This window comes from Roseobacter fucihabitans (genome assembly GCF_014337925.2).
In the GTDB taxonomy this organism is placed as follows: Bacteria; Pseudomonadota; Alphaproteobacteria; order Rhodobacterales; family Rhodobacteraceae; genus Roseobacter; species Roseobacter fucihabitans.
On sequence record NZ_CP143423.1, the window covers coordinates 2,389,493 to 2,405,983 of the forward strand.

A 16,491-nucleotide genomic window follows, 5' to 3' on the forward strand; every position below is an offset into this window, starting at 1 on the left:
CTTCGTATGGGCCGCTGAAATCGGAGATCTGTTAGCAAACTCATAACCAAGATGAGTTTTATGAGTTTGCTAAGAGGAGGTGCGCGTGCGAAAGCAAGGCCTGTTTTTCCGCGCGAGGCTCCTGATGACAAACCCCCTGATGAAACTGCTGAGTGCAAACGGTACGCTGCTGGCGGATGGCGCGACGGGTACGAACCTGTTCAACATGGGGCTGATGTCCGGGGACGCGCCGGAGATGTGGAATACCGAAGAGCCCGGCAAAATCAAGACGCTCTATAAGGGTGCTGTTGATGCGGGAAGTGATGTTTTCCTGACCAATTCATTCGGGGCAAATGCCTCGCGCCTCAAACTGCATAATGCGGAAAAGCGCACGCATGAGCTGGCGCGCGTCTCTGCCGAGATCGCGCGCGACGTGGCCGATACCGCCGGGCGCACGGTGATTGTGGCCGGCTCGGTTGGTCCAACCGGCGAGATCATGGAACCCGTCGGCACGCTGAGCCATGCGCTGGCGGTCGAGATGTTTCATGAGGCCGCAGATGGTCTGAAATCCGGCGGGGCGGATGTCGGCTGGCTGGAAACAATCTCCGCGCCCGAAGAATACCGCGCCGCTGCTGAGGGTTTCACGCTGGCCGGTCTCGACTGGGTTGGCACGATGAGTTTTGACACTGCCGGGCGCACCATGATGGGTCTGACCAGTGCGGATATGGTAAAGATGGTTGACGGGCTGGGTGATCACGCGCCGCTGGCTTTCGGGGCCAATTGCGGCACCGGGGCGTCCGATCTGTTGCGCACGATCCTTGGCTTTTCTGCGCAGGGCCCCGAACGCCCGATCATCGCCAAGGGCAACGCGGGCATTCCCAAATACGTCGAGGGCCACATTCATTATGATGGCACACCGGAATTGATGGCGGATTATGCGGTGATGGCACGGGCTTGCGGCGCGCGGATCATTGGCGGGTGTTGCGGCACAATGCCCGAACACCTGCGCCATATGCGCGAGGCTCTGGACACGCGCAGCATGGATCACCCGCCCGCGCTCGAAGAAATCGTGGATCGTCTGGGCGCGTTTTCCTCGGCAAGCGACGGCACCGGCGATGATGAAGCCCCCGCACGGCGCACATCGCGCCGCCGCCGCGCCAGTTAACCGCCCTACCCGGTAGCGGATGGTCCCAGAATGCCCCGGCCCACCACCATCAGAAAATCCCAGTCCTCAAGCGCCTTGGCCTCCGTCTTGTTCTTTTTGTCGATGCTCAGAAACGCATGACCATGCACGCTGGTCCATAACACGTAAGCCGAACGCGCTGCGATTTCAGGGGCGGCTTGCGATCCCAGATAATCCGCACAGGCCCTCACGACGATGTCAAAGCAGGCGTCGCCTTTTTGTTGCAGGCAATCATCTTCCTCCTGTCCCTCGGTCAACCCGAACATGAGCCGAAAAATACCCGGTTCGGCTTTTGCGAAATCAATATAGGCCTTGCCGATTCCTCCCACCGCCGCGAGCGAGCCCGCCGGATGCCGGTCGCGTTCCCGTGCCATTTGCAGCGCCAAGCGGTCCATTGCATCCGACACGAGGGCATTCAATAAATCCGTGCGGTCTTTGAAATGTTTGTAGGGGGCCGCCGTGCTGACCCCGGCCCGGCGCGCGGCTTCAGCCACGGAAAACCCTTCAGGACCATGGAGTTCGACCAGTTCACGCACCACGCTCAGAAGCTGGCCGCGCAGATCACCATGGTGATAGGTTGTACGCCGATCCTGAGCGGCAGGCGAGGAAACTGACAAGAAATATCCCTTTTTGCTTGATTAAAGTGAGAGCCTATCACATATGTTAGTGATACTTACTTCATATCGCAGGTCCGCAGAATGTCCACCACTGCCCTTTCAAAACCTGATTTGAATCTGATTGTACGGCAAGCGGGCACGCGCGTCTTTACACTTTTGCTGATCGGGGTGGCAATCGGTCTGGTGATTGTAGCACAAAGCCATTTGGCCGCGCGTGCACAGGCGGTAACAGCCCCCGATGCCACCGCGCCGATGGCGGTGCTCACGGCCCCCCTGACGCTTGAGGACGGGTATCAGGTGATGCGCCGCTTTCCCGGACAGATCGAGGCGTCACAGCGCACCAATATGGCCTTTGAGCAAGGCGGAACAGTGGCGCAGCTGGCGGTGGATGAGGGCGATACGGTCTCCGCCGGAGCGCTGATCGCGCGTCTGGATACGCGCATGATTGAGGCGGAACAAACCCGTCTGGGCGCCGTACGCCGCGCGCTGGAAGCGCAGGCGGAACTCGCCCGACGCACGACAGATCGCCAAACCGAATTGCGCGAACGTGGCTTCGCCTCCAGGCAGGCGGTGGACAACATCGCCCTGCGCCTCATCGAGTTGGAAGCGCGGATCGCAGAAATTGACGCGAGCCTCATATCCATTGCACTACAGTTGGAAAAATCCGAACTGCGCGCGCCCTTTCCCGCAACCGTCTCCACACGGTTGGTCGATACGGGCGGTGCTGTTGGCGCAGGGCAACCGATCCTGTCGTTGGTGCAAACCCACGGGCAACAATTTCGCGTCGGCCTGGCACCCGGCGTCGTTGACACGTTGGAGCGCAGCGCTGCATTCGAGGCCGTCTTCGCGGGGACCGCCTATCCGTTGGAATTCCATGCCATTCTGCCGGAACTGGACAATGCCACACGCACCCGTACGGTTTTGTTCAACTTCACAGGGGATGGCCTGCCGCCGTTGCGCGACATCGGGACGTTGGCCCTGCACCAACAGGTCAAGGAGCGCGGGGCCTGGGTGCCGCTTTCGGCCTTGCAGGACGCGCCGCGCGGATTATGGCGCTTGATGATTGTACCCAAGGGCGCGAGCACGGTCCAAAGCGAAGCCGTGGAAATACTGTTCTCGGATGGCGAGCGCGCCTTTGTGCGCGGCACCTTCGCGCCGGGGACACGTTACATCACCGACGGGCCGCACCGCGTCGTCAAGGGCCAGAGCGTCCGCGTAATCGACGCCGCAAGCTGATGGAAACGCTGACCTTTCGCCAGCCCCGCATCGTCGCACTCGCCCTGCTGGTCATCATTGCTGCGGGGCTGTCGTCCCTGCTGGCCATCGGGCGCCAGGAAGACCCCACGATCACCAATCTCTTTGCCACAATCACGACCCCCTACCCCGGCGCGGATCCCGCCCGCGTTGAAACGCTGGTCACGGCGGAAATCGAAGACGCGCTGCGCGAAATCCCCGAAGTGGATGAAATCAATTCGACCTCTGCCACGGGCATCTCGATTGTCCAGGTCGATCTGCTGGACACATTGGCCGATGATCGGATCGAGCAGGTCTGGTCAGAAATCCGCGACGCGCTTGGAGATGCACAAGCCGCCTTCCCGCAAGGGGTGATGACGCCCGATTTTTCATCGGACGGCGCAGGCACATTCGGTGCGATCATTGCCTTATCGGCCAATCACAAGGATGTGCCGCTGAGCATCATGGGGCGGTTTGGCGAAAGCCTTGCCGATGACATTCGTAGCCTGTCCGGCACCAAACAGGTCGAGACCTTTGGCGGGCCGCAAGAAGAAGTGCTGGTCACGCTCGATCCCATCAAGGCAGCCACTCTTGGCCTGAGCGCAGATGATGTGGCGGGCGCGATTGCGCGGGGAGACAGCAAAGGTCAGGCGGGGCGCCTGCGCAGTTTTGCCAATGAAATGATCATCGACGTAGCGGGCGACATTACCGCGCTGGAGCGGGTCCGCACCCTGATCCTGCGCGAGGGGCCGCAGGGTCAGGTGACGCGTATTTCCGATGTTGCCGAGGTCACGCGGGGGCCGCGCCTGCCCCTCTCTGAGGCCGCCCTGCACAACGGCGCGCCTGCCGTTCTGATCGCGGCCAAGCTGGAGGATGGCTTGCAGGTGGATATCTGGATGGGCCGCGTCAAAACCGCGCTGGCGGCGTTTCAGGGCGATGTCCCCAGCAGCATCACCGCCGAGCTGATCTTTGATCAGAGCCGCTATACGGCTGAGCGCCTCGCCGAGGTTGGCGGCAATATGGCGATCGGTGTGGCGCTGGTGGTTGGTGTTTTGCTGATCACGATGGGCGTGCGCGCGGCCCTGATTGTCGCGCTGATCCTGCCGCTGGTCTCGCTGGCGACGCTGGCCACGATGAATGTTATCGGCCTTGCCATCCACCAGATGTCGGTCACCGGGTTAATTGTGGCGCTTGGCCTGCTGGTGGACGCGGGGATCGTCATGACCGACGAGGTCGGCCAGCGCATCGCCAAGGGTGAGACACGCCACAAAGCCGTAAAGGGGTCGGTGCGCAGGCTCTTTGCTCCGCTGCTGGCCTCGACCGTGACCACCGCGCTCTCTTTCACGCCAATGATCCTGTTGCCCGGACCTGCGGGTGATTTCGTCGGCTCCATCGCCATCGCCGTGGTCACCATGTTGCTATGGTCCTTCGTGATCGCCGTGACCGTTACCCCGGCCATCGCCGGATGGGTCATGCCCGCCGCGGGCAAGACCGGCATCATCGCCAACGGCATCAAAAGCCGCAGGCTGTCGCAGGGTTTTGCCGCAACGCTCCGCTGGGCCATGCGCAACCCCTTGCGCTCGGTCGCCTTTTCGCTGGTCCTGCCGGTGTTGGGTTTTATGTCGATGCCGCTGCTGACAGCACAATTTTTTCCGGGCGTGGAGCGTGATCAATTCCACATCGAGGTCGATCTGCGCCCTGGTGCCGCCATCGGCCAGACCCGGCAGGTCGCGGAACGGCTTGATGCGCTGCTGCGCGCCGCACCCGAAGTCCGCCAGGTGTCCTGGGTCATCGCAAAATCCGCGCCCGCCTTTTATTACAACATGGTCAGCGCGCGCGCGGATGCCGCACGTTTTGCGCAGGCGTTGGTGACGACCCATTCCCCCGCTGCGACCGAAACGCTGATCGCCCGGTTGGAGCGCGAGATCGGTGCCGTCGCGCCCGAAGCGCAGGTTCTGGTGCGGGGACTGGTACAAGGCCCACCGGTGGATGCACCGGTCGAGTTGCGCCTTGTCGGGCCGGATCTGGACACCCTGCGCGCGACGGGCGCGCAGATGCGCCGCATCATCTCGGATGTGGATGCGGTCACGCTGAGCCGTGGCACCGTGAGCACAGGCGCCCCCGAGGTCAGCCTCACCGTGAATGAAGCCAAGGCGCGCCAAACGGGGTTCGACCTCTCCATGATCTCGCGCCAGCTAGAGGCAGGGCTGGAGGGCGTCACTGGCGGCTCTCTGCTCGAGGGTTCCGAAGAATTACCCGTCCGCGTCCGATTTGGCGATGCGACACGCAGTGATCTGAGCGCGATTGCGGATATGATCCTTCTGCCTCCTGATGCGGCGGCGCAATCAGCACGCGGGCTGTTCCCCGGCGTGCCGCTTTCGGCCATCGCCGATGTCACGCTGACCCCCGGCGAGCCGATCATCACCCGGCGCAACGCCGAGCGGGTCAATACCATTCAGGCCTTTATTCTACGCGATGTGCTGCCCGAAGAAGCCCTGGCACAGGTCCGCGCGGCGCTGGACGCCGAAGGCTTCACGCTGCCCGCTGGATATCGCCTCGAAATTGGCGGTGACAGCGATGCGCGCGCCGAAACACTTGGCAACCTGCTTGCCTCGCTGGGCCTGATTGTCACCCTGTCCATTGCGGCCATCGTGATGACCTTCAACTCCTTCCGGCTCTCGGCCATCGCCCTGATCGTCAGCGTGCTCTCTGCCGGGCTCTCCATTCTGGCGCTGGCGATTTTCCAATACCCTTTTGGTATCAATGCCATCATCGGCGTCATCGGCTCCATTGGCGTTTCCATCAACGCTGCCATCATTATCATGACCGGATTGCGCGATGATCCGGGCGCGCGCCTCGCAGACCCGGAGGCGATGGTCGATGTGTTGATGGGCTCCAGCCGCCACATCATCAGCACGACCATCACGACATTCGGAGGGTTCTTGCCCCTGATCCTGGCGGGAGGTGGCTTCTGGCCGCCTTTTGCCATGTCCGTGGCCGGTGGCGTATTGCTGTCGACGGTGGTGTCGTTTTACTTCACGCCCCCGATGTTTGCCCTGCTCTATGCGGGCAAGACCAAAACAACCCCACCAGAAGAAGCAATGAAACCATCACAGGCCACAGCCCTCAAAGTGATGCAGGCGGCCGAGTAACCCCCTGTTAAGCTCTAGATGATTATGAAAAGAATTCGGCCCCCCACACACCTCCCTCAGGTTGCGGGGGGCGGCCGATTTGCGATACCAACGGTGGCATAGCGTCGCACAATGTTACCTTCGTGTCGTAATTTGGAAAGTCACAAGCGGACGTTCTGTCAAAAGGGATTATACTTCTCGCCCGGCTTTCCGGTGCGGCAACAAAGGAAAACCAATGTCGGACGAAGACGATATCATCCTGTCAGAGCTGGACGACGAAGAACTTGTTCAGCAGATGTTCGATGACCTCTATGACGGGCTGCGCGACGAGATCATGGAATCCGTCAATATCTTGCTGGAACGCGGATGGGAACCCTATGACATTCTGACCAAGGCGCTGGTCGGGGGCATGACCATCGTGGGCGCAGATTTCCGCGACGGTATCCTGTTTGTGCCCGAAGTGCTGCTGGCGGCCAACGCGATGAAGGGTGGCATGTCCATCCTCAAACCCCTGCTGGCCGAAACCGGCGCGCCGCGTGTCGGCAAGATGGTCATCGGCACCGTCAAGGGCGACATCCACGACATTGGCAAGAACCTCGTTGGCATGATGATGGAGGGCGCGGGTTTCGAAGTTGTTGATCTGGGGATCAACAATGCGGTCGATGCCTATCTTGACGCGATGGAAAAAGAAGGTCCCGATATTCTGGGCATGTCCGCTCTGCTGACCACGACGATGCCCTATATGAAGGTCGTGATCGACACGATGATCGAACAGGGCATCCGCGATGACTATATCGTACTGGTCGGGGGTGCGCCGCTGAACGAGGAATTCGGCAAGGCCATTGGCGCGGACGCCTATTGCCGGGATGCTGCGGTCGCCGTGGAAACGGCCAAAGAATGGGTTGCGCGCAAGCACAATCAAAAATCCGCCTGACAATGCGGCACCGGTTTCAGGGCCTGTGTCGTGTCAACGGCGCGGGCTTCTTACGGGGTGGGTGATGCAAAAACTGAGCGATAGCGACCTTACCAGGACCGGGTTGCCGTTGGCGGCGCAAACCGGCAGGGTCCTGCTGATCGCCTGCGGTGCCTTGGCGCGCGAGATACTCGATCTGCGCAAGGCCAATGGCTGGACCCACCTGGATCTGACTTGCCTGCCCGCCAACTATCATCTTTACCCTGAAAAAATCACGCAAGGCGTGCGGGAGGCGGTGACAAAACACCGTGCGGCCTATGATCAGATCTTCGTTGTTTATGCGGATTGCGGCACGGGCGGGCTTTTGCAGGCCGCCTGTCGCGAACTTGCGGTAGAGATGATCGCAGGGCCGCACTGCTATTCTTTTTTCGAAGGCAACGCGCGCTTTGCCGAGCACAGCGACAGCGAAATCACGGCCTTCTACCTGACCGATTTCCTCGTGCGTCAATTTGATGCCTTTGTGGTCAAACCCATGGGGCTTGATCGCCATCCGCAATTGCGTGACATGTATTTCGGAAACTATGAAAAACTGGTGTATCAGGCGCAAACCGACGATCCGGCGCTGACACAAAAGGCACAGGACTGCGCGGCATTTCTGGGCCTCGCCTTTGAACGCCGCCTCACCGGATATGGTGATCTTGCAACAGCATTGGCTGATTTGAAACCCTGACCTCTCCCAATGAAACCCCGGCCAGCGGCCTGAGAATTTCCGCAAGGAAATTTAAGCTATGGCGTGGCGTCTGTGACGCCTCCTTTGGATCAAGCCGCGGCGGCGACCTGGCGGATGCGTTCAATCATCGCACGTAAACCATTGGAGCGCTGCGCAGAGAGATGCTCGTTCAGACCAAGCCGTCCCATGGCCGCGCGCGCATCGATCTCCAGAACGTCCTGCGGCGACAGCCCATTATAGAGTTTTCGCAGCACTGCAATCAGACCGTTCACGATCATCGCGTCGCTCTCCCCGTCAAAATGCAAGGTGTCTTTTTCGATCACCGCATGCAACCAGACCTGACTGGCGCAGCCGTCGACCCTGGTGGCCGGCACCTTCAGCGCATCCTCCAGCGGGGGCATCGCCTTGCCCTCCTCAATCACCAAACGATACCGGTCTTCCCAATCCTCCAGGAATTCGAAATCTTCTACCAGTTCTTCAAAATCAGCCTGCGCCATAACGGTCCTCTTATCCTCTGCCTCAGGTAGGGCTTGCGCGCCGAAAGGTCCAGCAACCTTGACGCTTTTCAACGGGGCGCAGATAAGATAGTTCAATCTTACAAGAACAAACGGCAGGCCCGATGCGCATTACAATTTCCGCCCTTTTGATGTCCACACTCGTGGTTTCCGGTTGTGCGACCAAGGCCAACCCGTTTAATTGGTTTGCTGGTTCCAGCCGCACGACTGTCGCCCCGGCGGCGGAAAACACCAATCCCCTGATTCCGGAACGGACCGGGCTGTTCAAATCAAGCAACGAAGAAGTTGGCTTTCTGGGTCAGCCCATGGACAGTGTCAGCAGCGTCGTTATCGAACGGATTGCGGATGGCATCATCATCCGCGTTACGGGCCTGGCCGCGAGACAGGGTTTTTATGCGGTGCAGCTGACCCCTGGCAACGCAGAGCAAAAAGCCGTTGACGGCGTGCTAACCTATCGTTTGGAAGGCTTGCAAGGACCCGGCGCGCTCGGGGGTCCGACCGCGAGCCGGGAGATCATCGTTGCCCGCAAAGTGAGCAATCAAACCCTGCAAGGGACCCGCACCATTCGTGTAGAGGCCCGAAACAACAGCATGACTGCCCGGCGCTGACGCCCGGCAATCGGCCAAAAGACCGTTAATCCAGCGCGACAATGCGCACATCGGATCCATCTGCGGTCAGCGCGATTTTTCCTTCACACAGCCGCAAGGCATCCAGCCCGAAGACCTCCTTGCGCCATCCCGACAAAGCCGGCACATCACGCAGACCGGCGGCAATCGCATCCAGATCAGATGTGGGCGCAATGAGTTTGGCCGCGACTCCTGCACTTTCCGTCTTGGCCTTGAGCAGAACGCGCAGCAGGTCCGCCAGAGCCGGGTTCACCTGCAATTTGTCGCGCGTGCGGTCCGGTTGGGGCATCTGATCGGAGGGGCACGCCACGCCAGCGGCGACAGCCTTGAGAATCCCGTCGGCAATATCGCCCCGCCGCGCCTCGCGCAGCAGGAGCCGCGCACGGCCAAGCTCTTCAAGGGACTTGGGCTTATTGGAGGCCAATTCGACCAAAGCGTCATCCTTATAGACGCGATTACGCGGAATATTGCGCTCCTGTGCGAAAGTCTCGCGAAACGCGGCCAATTCGCGCACAACCGCCAGAAATTTGGGCGAATTCGTGCGCGTTTTAACCCGCAACCAGGCCTGATCCGGCGTTACGATATAGGTATCGGGTGTGGTCAGGACAGTGAGCTCTTCATTGACCCACCGCGCGCGCTCATTACGCGCCAGCTCCTTGGCCAGATATTCATAAATGTCACGCAGATGGGTAACATCCGCCAGCGCGTATGTCTTTTGCGCATCCGTCAGCGGACGGCGCGACCAATCCGTAAAACGCGAGGTCTTATCCAGCGGTTGTTTCGCAATGCGGCGCACCAAGGTTTCATATCCCACCTGCTCACCAAAGCCACAGACCATCGCCGCCACCTGCGTGTCAAAAAGCGGTTCGGGAAAGACCTGCGCATCCACATAGAAGATTTCCAGATCCTGGCGTGCGGCGTGAAACACCTTGACCACTGAGGTATCCCGGAAAAGCTCATAAAGCGGCTCAAGCGACATATTCCCGGACAGCGGATCGACCAGAACCGCATTGCTGTCATCTTTGCCCGGCATCGCCATCTGGATCAGGCAGAGTTTAGAATAATAAGTCCGCTCGCGCAGGAATTCAGTGTCCAGCGTCACATAATCATGCCCTGCTGCCTCCTTGCAAAAAGCAGCGAGTTCGTCAGTCGTCGTGAGTGTTTTCATCAGGGCGTTTCTTTTCGTTCAGCTATTCATCAACCCGGTCCTAAAATTGTTACACGAGCCCCGCAGGATTGACCAGAACTCTGAACATGGCCTCAAGGCAGTTGCACCAATCGCCGGTCCCCGGCCGCAAAGCGCCGCAAGACCGCCGGGTATAACAGGTGCTCCTGTGCCAGAACCCGTGCGGCAAGGCTTTCGGCCGTATCATCGGGCAAAACGGGCACTTCGGCCCGACCCAAAACCGGGCCATCATCCAACAGAGGTGTCACCTCATGCACGGTGCATCCATGCACCCGGTCGCCCGCCGCCAGCGCGCGCGCGTGGGTGTTTAATCCTTTATATTTCGGCAGTAAAGACGGGTGGATATTGAGCATCCTGCCCCGCCACGGATCAACGAAACCCGCCGTCAATTTACGCATGAACCCGGCCAGACAGATGATATCGGGCGCGTGATGCGCCAAGGCGCCCGAAATGGCGTTTTCAAATGCGACCCGGTCACCGTCAAAGGGTTGATGCCGCACCACTTCGCTCGGCACGCCGCGCGCTTCGGCAAGCTCCAACCCGCCTGCTCCAGCGTCATTTGACAGCACCACGCAAGGTCGTGCCGGGTGATCCCCCGTCATGCTTTCCAGCAGTTTCAACATGTTGGACCCGCCGCCGGAAATTAAGATTGCGACGCGTTTGCTCACAAAAGCGAGCCCGTGTAGCGCACCCCCGCCTGATCGGTGACGCTGCCGATCCGGCTGACGTCTTCGCCGTGCGCGGCCAGCAGAGCGGTCAAAGCATCCGCCTCATTCGGGTCCACCGCGAGGATCATGCCCATGCCGCAATTGAAGGTCTTGAGCACTTCCGTCTCCGCCATGCCTCCGGTGCGCGCCATCCAGCTGAAAACCTCCGGCAGCGCCCAGGTGGTCAGGTCGATCTCGACGCCCGTGCCTTCCGGCAAAACCCGGGGCAGGTTTTCGCTCAGCCCGCCGCCGGTGATATGCGCCAGCGCATGCACGCCCCCGGCCCGGATCGCCGCCAAGGTCGGTTTGACATAAAGACGCGTTGGCGTCAGCAAATCCGCTCCCAATGTCGCGTCAGACCATGGGCAATCATCATCCCATGTCAAGCCGGATAATTCCACAAGCTTGCGCACCAGACTGTAGCCGTTGGAGTGCACCCCGTCCGAGGCCAGCCCCAGCAGCACATCCCCTACAGCCACATCCTTGGGAAGATCCGCACCGCGTTCCAGCGCGCCCACCGAGAACCCCGCCAGATCGAAATCACCCGCCGGATACATGCCCGGCATTTCCGCCGTTTCACCGCCGATCAAGGCGCAGCCCGCCCGCTCGCATCCCGTGGCGATACCCTCGATGATCCGCGCTGCTTTTTCCGTTTCAAGCGCGCCGGTTGCGAAATAATCCAGGAAAAACAATGGCTCTGCGCCCTGACACACCAGATCGTTGACACACATCGCCACCAGATCAATACCGACACCCTCAACATGTCCGGTATCGATGGCAATGCGCAGCTTGGTGCCAACACCGTCCGTGGCGCCCACCAGAATGGGATCGCGGTAGCCCGCGTCCCGAAGGTCAAACAGGGCACCAAAGCCGCCCAAACCCGCCATCACACCAGACCGATTTGTCCGTTTGGCCGCGGGTTTGATCCGATCCACCAGCGCATTGCCAGCGTCAATGTCCACGCCCGCATCGGCATAGGTGATCCCGTTTTTGGGCAGTGTCATGTTTCGCTTCTCCGCGCGACCGATTTCCTGTCTGCGGGTTAGAGCATTCATGGCCTGCTTGCAATGTCTGGCAATGGGTGATCCCCCTCTTGACGCGCGCAGCTGTGCGGCTTAGCACAATATTATGGCGGGCCTGTAGCTCAACTGGTTAGAGCAGAGCGCTCATAACGCTTTGGTTGCGGGTTCAAGTCCTGCCGGGCCTACCAAATACTATTTATTATCCTTTTATTATAGGGTGTTAGGTGACTTTTTGACGAACCTTTCAGGGTGGTTCGTCAAGTTTTGTTCCGTTTTCGTGCCGACTAACCGAGAAATGGCGGTATCAGCCATATCACGACGACCAAACGTCTCACAGTACTTCTGTGCCATGGAAAGCGTTACATGGTCGCTTACCGCCATGATTTCATGTGGTGTTCCGCTCGCTTCAGCAATACGGCGGCAAATAGCCTTCCGCAGACCATGCGAGGAACATAGTGGCAAGCCAGCTTTGTCGCACCATTTGCGCATCGATGTACCCAACCCCTTAGGAGAGCGGGCTTTCTTTTGGCCAGTTTCGAGGTAGGTGAACGTAACCGGTCTGGCAGCCAATGCCGTTGCTAAAGCCGGATGGATTGGTAAGCTGATCAGTACTCCGCTTGGGTTCTTTTTGGTCTTCTGGCGGCGGTACTCGATCCGTCCGTCTTTTATGTTGGCAGGCCCCAGCTTCACAGCATCAACTTTTGCGGCACCAGTGTAGAGCATTAATGTCATGCAGATATGAGCAGGTGAACCAAGCGGATGAGCCTCGTAGAAGCGAGCAATCTCACCCTCATCCCACGAATGATAGCCTACGGAAAAAGTTGAAGACGGGGACTCATCACTCCGTGCGAATGGTCACCCCCCGTTCTTAACATTGTGCGGAAATAAGGGAAAATGGAGTGATGAGCAGCGGCTGGCGATTTTGCACTCGGCACTTTGGCTTATCCGTTGGATGAGCATCATAAGCGTTCTGAATCAATTCGATCACGAACCGATCGCGATAATCTGTAACGATATTCGCAGCCTGCTCCGCGCTGCTTTCGTAAATCCTATCGAGATAATTTCCAGCGTCGCCAATGTTCGCCCGAAAGCCTTGGATTTTCTTTTGAGCCAGTCTCTGGATGAAGTCCCAAGAAACCAGTTTCGCGTCCCTTTGGATCAGCATTTCGCGCACATCATCGCGCCCCAACGTGGGGTTGATCGTTTCACAGGCGTGGGCAAGAAATTTCTTAGCTGCCGTTTTGAAGGTTGCGTTGGTTTTGTATGCCTCGTCGATCTTTTCACGCAAAGCGATCAAGACGGCGGGCAAATCGGTTTTGAATTGCTCAACGGCCTGCCGGAATTTGGCGATTTCGGGCCGCTCATAGCTGAAGAACAAGGACAGCAGTTGTTCAAGCCCAGCAATGTCCGTCATATCGCAACGGGTGATTTCATTACGATCCTGCCATAGGACGGCAACGCGGGAATCTTCAAAAATTATGTTGTCTTGAGGGTAGCCCGTTCGCAGCTTAGCTTCAATTTCTGCGTCCAAATCATCGTCGGTGTCCTTGGCTTCCCAATACCCCAAAGGGACGTGCACATCGTACAGAATTGCCCCATCGGGGCGAATGCGTTTCTTGAGGCTGGATTGCATGGGATACTGATTAATGAAGATCAGATTGTCCGACTTGGCCCACGACTTAAGCAAGTCTTTGAACGCTTCACTTATGACGCCTTCGGTAAGTGATCCGCTGACCTTACGAATACGATCCAAGTCTGCAAGGTAGCTGTGATCAGTCGTTGGCTCATTGGTCACCCTATCTGCGTCATATCTGTTTAGGAGACCAGTTGTCACCAGTCTAGGGATTAAGGTATTCGTTCTCGATGCGTCTGGTTTGCCTGACAAAGTTGCGCGCCAGCAAGCTAAAGCACAACCGCGACTTGCATCACACGCCTGTGAACACCACATATAGACTTTGAAATATTCAAAGGCACAACTCATGGCTTCATTCAGCGGCTTTATCCGTAAATCCCCCGACGCACGTTTGGCATCATTTCTAAATGCAAAAGGGGTTCATGCCCCTGATGACTTTAATTGGCAAAGCGAAGGGCGCGGAACTACGCTCGTGAATGATATCAACGGCCTCATTGCAGACTTGGACGAAGCCGCTGCCGCGGCAATGGCGATTGTTGCGGGTGTTGTGCGCTGACTTTAGCCGTGTGGATTTTGAGATTTAACGAACCTGTCTGACGATTGAGGCTTCTCAATCAACGGACAGGAGTTCCCCATGACACATGAGAAGATGACCCCGCTTCGGGAGCGGATGATGGAAGACATGCGCATCCACGGGATGGGCGACAAGGCTCAGAAGGCGCACATTCGGGCGATCAAACACTTTTCTGGTTTTCTTGGGCGCTCGCCCGATACCGCCACGCCAGATGATCTTCGGGCGTATCAGTTGCATATGACCGATACGGAAGTGACACCGCCCACATTCAACGCGCGGATCATGGCGCTGCGGTTCCTGTTCGGTACAACCTGCAACCGTGAAGACATGAAGAAGTACATGCAGTTCCGCACGCAGCCACGCAGGCTGCCAACAGTGCTGAGTATCGAAGATGTTTCGGAGCTTCTTGCTGCGGCACCCGGCCCGGGTCTGAAGTATCGGGCGGCGCTAAGTATTTCCTATGGTGCGGGTCTGCGGGCATCTGAGGTTTGCAATCTCAAGGTCAGCGATATCGATAGTGACCGGATGTTAATCCATGTCGATGAAGGCAAGGGGCGCAAGGACCGCAAGGTCATGCTGTCACCCGATCTCTTGGACTTGTTGCGTGACTATTGGTGCGAAGCGCGCCCCGAGGGATGGCTCTTTCCGGGCAAGCCGAAGATCAATCCGGTCACGTCGAGGCAATTGGGTCGGGCGTTCAACTCGGCCAAACATCTGGTTGGTATTTCAAAGCCAGCCACGCTGCATACCTTGCGGCACAGCTTTGCCACCCATCTTATGGAGGCTGGAACGGATGTGCGGGTGATTCAGGTCTTACTGGGTCACGCCAAGCTGAGCACGACAGCGCGTTATACCCATGTTGCGACTAAAACAATCCGGGATACGCCCAGCCCGTTTGAAGCTCTCAAAAGGCTGAACGTACAGACCCGCAAGCGCAGACGGGAATAACCGAGGCCGGGTGCCCCGGCCAGAACTGGAGATTGCGGATATTTTCCGAAAGTTTGGTCCTGCGTGGCGGCAGGTCAATAAGGGCCATGTCAACCTGTCCCAGCTCAAAGTGATGTCCTCAATCGAAGCCTGCCGAACTGAGGCGCTCGGCGGGCATGTGGCGGCCTGTACCAAATGCAACCACATGCACATTGCGTACAATAGCTGCAAGAACCGGCACTGTCCCAAGTGCCAGAGTCCGGCCGCGCGCGACTGGATGGAAGCGCGCGCCGAGGATCTGCTGCCCGTGGAATATTTCCATGTCGTCTTCACGTTGCCTGCGCAGATCGCTCGTATCGCCTACTGGAACAAGAAGGCCGTCTATGGCCTACTGTTCAAAGCGTCTGCGCAAACGGTGATGACAATTGCAGCCGATCCCAAACGGCTCGGCGCGCGGGTTGGCATGACCAGCGTCCTTCATACGTGGGGGTCGGCACTTACGCACCATCCCCATGTCCACATGATTGTCCCAGGCGGCGGTCTGTCGTCAGATGGCAAGAGATGGATCGCTTGCAAGCCGGGGTTCTTTCTACATGTGCGGGTGTTGTCACGACTGTTCCGGCGGCTGTTTATCGAAGGGCTGCTTGCCCTGCACCGCGCAGGTGAACTGTCCTTCTTCGGCGATCTGAACGGGCTGTCGGACCCACAGGCCTTCGCCGCATATCTCGCCCCACTGCGCAAAACCAAATGGGTGGTCTATGCCAAACCGCCATTCGGCGGGCCCGAAGCCGTGCTCGCCTATCTCAGCCGCTACACGCACCGCATCGCCATCTCAAACAGCCGTTTGATCAGTGCCGATGCCAACACCGTTGCGTTCCGATGGAAAGATTATCGCTTCAAATCTGGTGACGGGCGATCCGTCATGCACCTTTCCACATCAGAGTTCATCCGCCGCTTTCTGATCCATGTGCTACCGGACCGGTTCCACCGCATCCGCCATTATGGCCTGCTCGCCAGTTCGACCCGTAAGGCTAACATCGCAAAAGCTCGGACCTTACTTGGCGCACAAACCGCCAAACAGGATGACCCACCAGTCGCCGAGGTCATCCCGCTCACACTGCGAGACCCATGCCCCGGCTGCGGCGGGAAAATGCGCATCATCGAGACCTTCCGGCGGGGCCAAAGACCACAATCCCGCGCACCACCCAGAAAGGCCGCAGCATGACGGGGCGCACGTCATCAATCAAAGACCATTCCCCGAACTGCATCGCGTTTTGGGCTGGTATCGGCTTGGGTGAAGGAAAATTGATGGCGTCCAATGCGCCCAAACTGGTGCCAAGCCACTCCGAAAAAGACGCTCAAGGGCACCAATCCATGAGAAATGATGCCAAGCAATTCCATCTCGCAGCATCCTCGGCTGAACCTGATTGGCGCTTCCCCCATAGCGCGCGCCCAGACCCCACGGCTTCCTCCTAGTCATGTTTCCCAACGCGGGCCACACTCACACTAAGCCGA

17 protein-coding genes and 1 tRNA gene are annotated in these 16,491 nt (G+C 58.7%); 10 read left to right on the top strand and 8 right to left on the bottom strand.

The genetic code is table 11. From position 1 onward, the window contains the following. Nucleotides 1-124 precede the first annotated feature (124 nt). Nucleotides 125-1,144, top strand: coding sequence for a betaine--homocysteine S-methyltransferase (bmt, locus tag ROLI_RS11690; protein ID WP_187430102.1), 1,020 nt, complete (start codon nucleotides 125-127; stop codon nucleotides 1,142-1,144). Between the two features lie 5 nt (nucleotides 1,145-1,149). Here bmt and ROLI_RS11695 read toward each other — a convergent pair whose 3' ends face one another. Next, the gene (locus ROLI_RS11695; RefSeq protein ID WP_187430103.1) at nucleotides 1,150-1,779 is read right to left on the bottom strand and encodes a TetR/AcrR family transcriptional regulator; all 630 of its coding nucleotides are present in this window, start codon (nucleotides 1,777-1,779) and stop codon (nucleotides 1,150-1,152) included. An 81-nt stretch (nucleotides 1,780-1,860) separates the two neighbouring features. Here ROLI_RS11695 and ROLI_RS11700 point away from each other — a divergent pair, with 81 nt between their 5' ends. From ROLI_RS11700 to ROLI_RS11715, 4 genes are all read left to right on the top strand, one after another. Beyond that, nucleotides 1,861-3,015: an efflux RND transporter periplasmic adaptor subunit gene (locus tag ROLI_RS11700; protein ID WP_222869507.1), complete on the top strand. Its 1,155-nt coding sequence runs from the start codon at nucleotides 1,861-1,863 to the stop codon at nucleotides 3,013-3,015. Continuing rightward, nucleotides 3,015-6,164: an efflux RND transporter permease subunit gene (locus ROLI_RS11705; RefSeq protein WP_187430105.1), complete on the top strand. Its 3,150-nt coding sequence runs from the start codon at nucleotides 3,015-3,017 to the stop codon at nucleotides 6,162-6,164. The genes ROLI_RS11700 and ROLI_RS11705 overlap by 1 nt, the downstream gene beginning before the upstream one ends. Nucleotides 6,165-6,378: 214 nt before the next feature. Next, nucleotides 6,379-7,077 (top strand): B12-binding domain-containing protein, encoded by a 699-nt coding sequence (locus ROLI_RS11710; RefSeq protein ID WP_187430106.1) that lies wholly within the window; start codon nucleotides 6,379-6,381, stop codon nucleotides 7,075-7,077. A gap of 64 nt (nucleotides 7,078-7,141) precedes the next feature. Further along, nucleotides 7,142-7,786, top strand: a complete 645-nt coding sequence (locus ROLI_RS11715; RefSeq protein WP_187430107.1) for a DUF1638 domain-containing protein — start codon at nucleotides 7,142-7,144, stop codon at nucleotides 7,784-7,786. 89 nt (nucleotides 7,787-7,875) lie between these two features. Here the strand turns inward: ROLI_RS11715 and ROLI_RS11720 are convergent, their stop codons facing one another. Then, nucleotides 7,876-8,283, bottom strand: coding sequence for a SufE family protein (locus ROLI_RS11720; protein ID WP_187430108.1), 408 nt, complete (start codon nucleotides 8,281-8,283; stop codon nucleotides 7,876-7,878). Nucleotides 8,284-8,405: 122 nt separating this feature from the next. Between ROLI_RS11720 and ROLI_RS11725 the strand changes: the two genes are divergently transcribed. Next, nucleotides 8,406-8,909 carry a hypothetical protein gene (locus tag ROLI_RS11725; RefSeq protein ID WP_187430109.1) on the top strand — a complete coding sequence of 168 codons (504 nt, stop codon included), beginning with the start codon at nucleotides 8,406-8,408 and terminating at the stop codon, nucleotides 8,907-8,909. 25 nt (nucleotides 8,910-8,934) lie between these two features. On the opposite strand, the gene rnd is transcribed toward ROLI_RS11725, so the two are convergent. The 3 genes from rnd to purM form a co-directional block, all read right to left on the bottom strand. Then, nucleotides 8,935-10,095 carry a ribonuclease D gene (gene rnd / locus ROLI_RS11730; RefSeq protein ID WP_187430110.1) on the bottom strand — a complete coding sequence of 387 codons (1,161 nt, stop codon included), beginning with the start codon at nucleotides 10,093-10,095 and terminating at the stop codon, nucleotides 8,935-8,937. A gap of 92 nt (nucleotides 10,096-10,187) precedes the next feature. Continuing rightward, nucleotides 10,188-10,781 carry a phosphoribosylglycinamide formyltransferase gene (purN, locus tag ROLI_RS11735; RefSeq protein ID WP_187430111.1) on the bottom strand — a complete coding sequence of 198 codons (594 nt, stop codon included), beginning with the start codon at nucleotides 10,779-10,781 and terminating at the stop codon, nucleotides 10,188-10,190. Beyond that, entirely contained in the window at nucleotides 10,778-11,824 is a 1,047-nt protein-coding gene (gene purM, locus ROLI_RS11740) for a phosphoribosylformylglycinamidine cyclo-ligase (RefSeq protein ID WP_187430112.1), read from the bottom strand. Before purM ends, purN begins: the two co-directional genes overlap by 4 nt. Before the next feature lie 129 nt (nucleotides 11,825-11,953). On the opposite strand from purM, the gene ROLI_RS11745 reads away from it, so the two are divergent. Further along, nucleotides 11,954-12,030 (top strand) — tRNA-Ile (locus ROLI_RS11745). A 22-nt stretch (nucleotides 12,031-12,052) separates the two neighbouring features. On the opposite strand, the gene ROLI_RS11750 is transcribed toward ROLI_RS11745, so the two are convergent. Further along, a complete protein-coding gene (locus ROLI_RS11750; protein ID WP_338469266.1) occupies nucleotides 12,053-12,625 on the bottom strand; it encodes a tyrosine-type recombinase/integrase in 573 nt (190 codons plus the stop codon). Nucleotides 12,626-12,710: 85 nt separating this feature from the next. Next, complete coding sequence (locus ROLI_RS11755; protein WP_222869508.1) at nucleotides 12,711-13,637, bottom strand: hypothetical protein; 927 nt, start codon at nucleotides 13,635-13,637, stop codon at nucleotides 12,711-12,713. A 184-nt stretch (nucleotides 13,638-13,821) separates the two neighbouring features. On the opposite strand from ROLI_RS11755, the gene ROLI_RS11760 reads away from it, so the two are divergent. From ROLI_RS11760 to ROLI_RS11770, 3 genes are all read left to right on the top strand, one after another. Then, nucleotides 13,822-14,031 carry a hypothetical protein gene (locus tag ROLI_RS11760; protein ID WP_222869509.1) on the top strand — a complete coding sequence of 70 codons (210 nt, stop codon included), beginning with the start codon at nucleotides 13,822-13,824 and terminating at the stop codon, nucleotides 14,029-14,031. Between the two features lie 78 nt (nucleotides 14,032-14,109). Next, nucleotides 14,110-14,997 (top strand): site-specific integrase, encoded by an 888-nt coding sequence (locus ROLI_RS11765; RefSeq protein WP_187431423.1) that lies wholly within the window; start codon nucleotides 14,110-14,112, stop codon nucleotides 14,995-14,997. A 10-nt stretch (nucleotides 14,998-15,007) separates the two neighbouring features. Then, complete coding sequence (locus tag ROLI_RS11770) at nucleotides 15,008-16,201, top strand: IS91 family transposase (protein WP_187431424.1); 1,194 nt, start codon at nucleotides 15,008-15,010, stop codon at nucleotides 16,199-16,201. Between the two features lie 14 nt (nucleotides 16,202-16,215). Here the strand turns inward: ROLI_RS11770 and ROLI_RS11775 are convergent, their stop codons facing one another. Continuing rightward, nucleotides 16,216-16,377 carry a hypothetical protein gene (locus ROLI_RS11775; RefSeq protein ID WP_187431425.1) on the bottom strand — a complete coding sequence of 54 codons (162 nt, stop codon included), beginning with the start codon at nucleotides 16,375-16,377 and terminating at the stop codon, nucleotides 16,216-16,218. Nucleotides 16,378-16,491 lie beyond the last annotated feature (114 nt).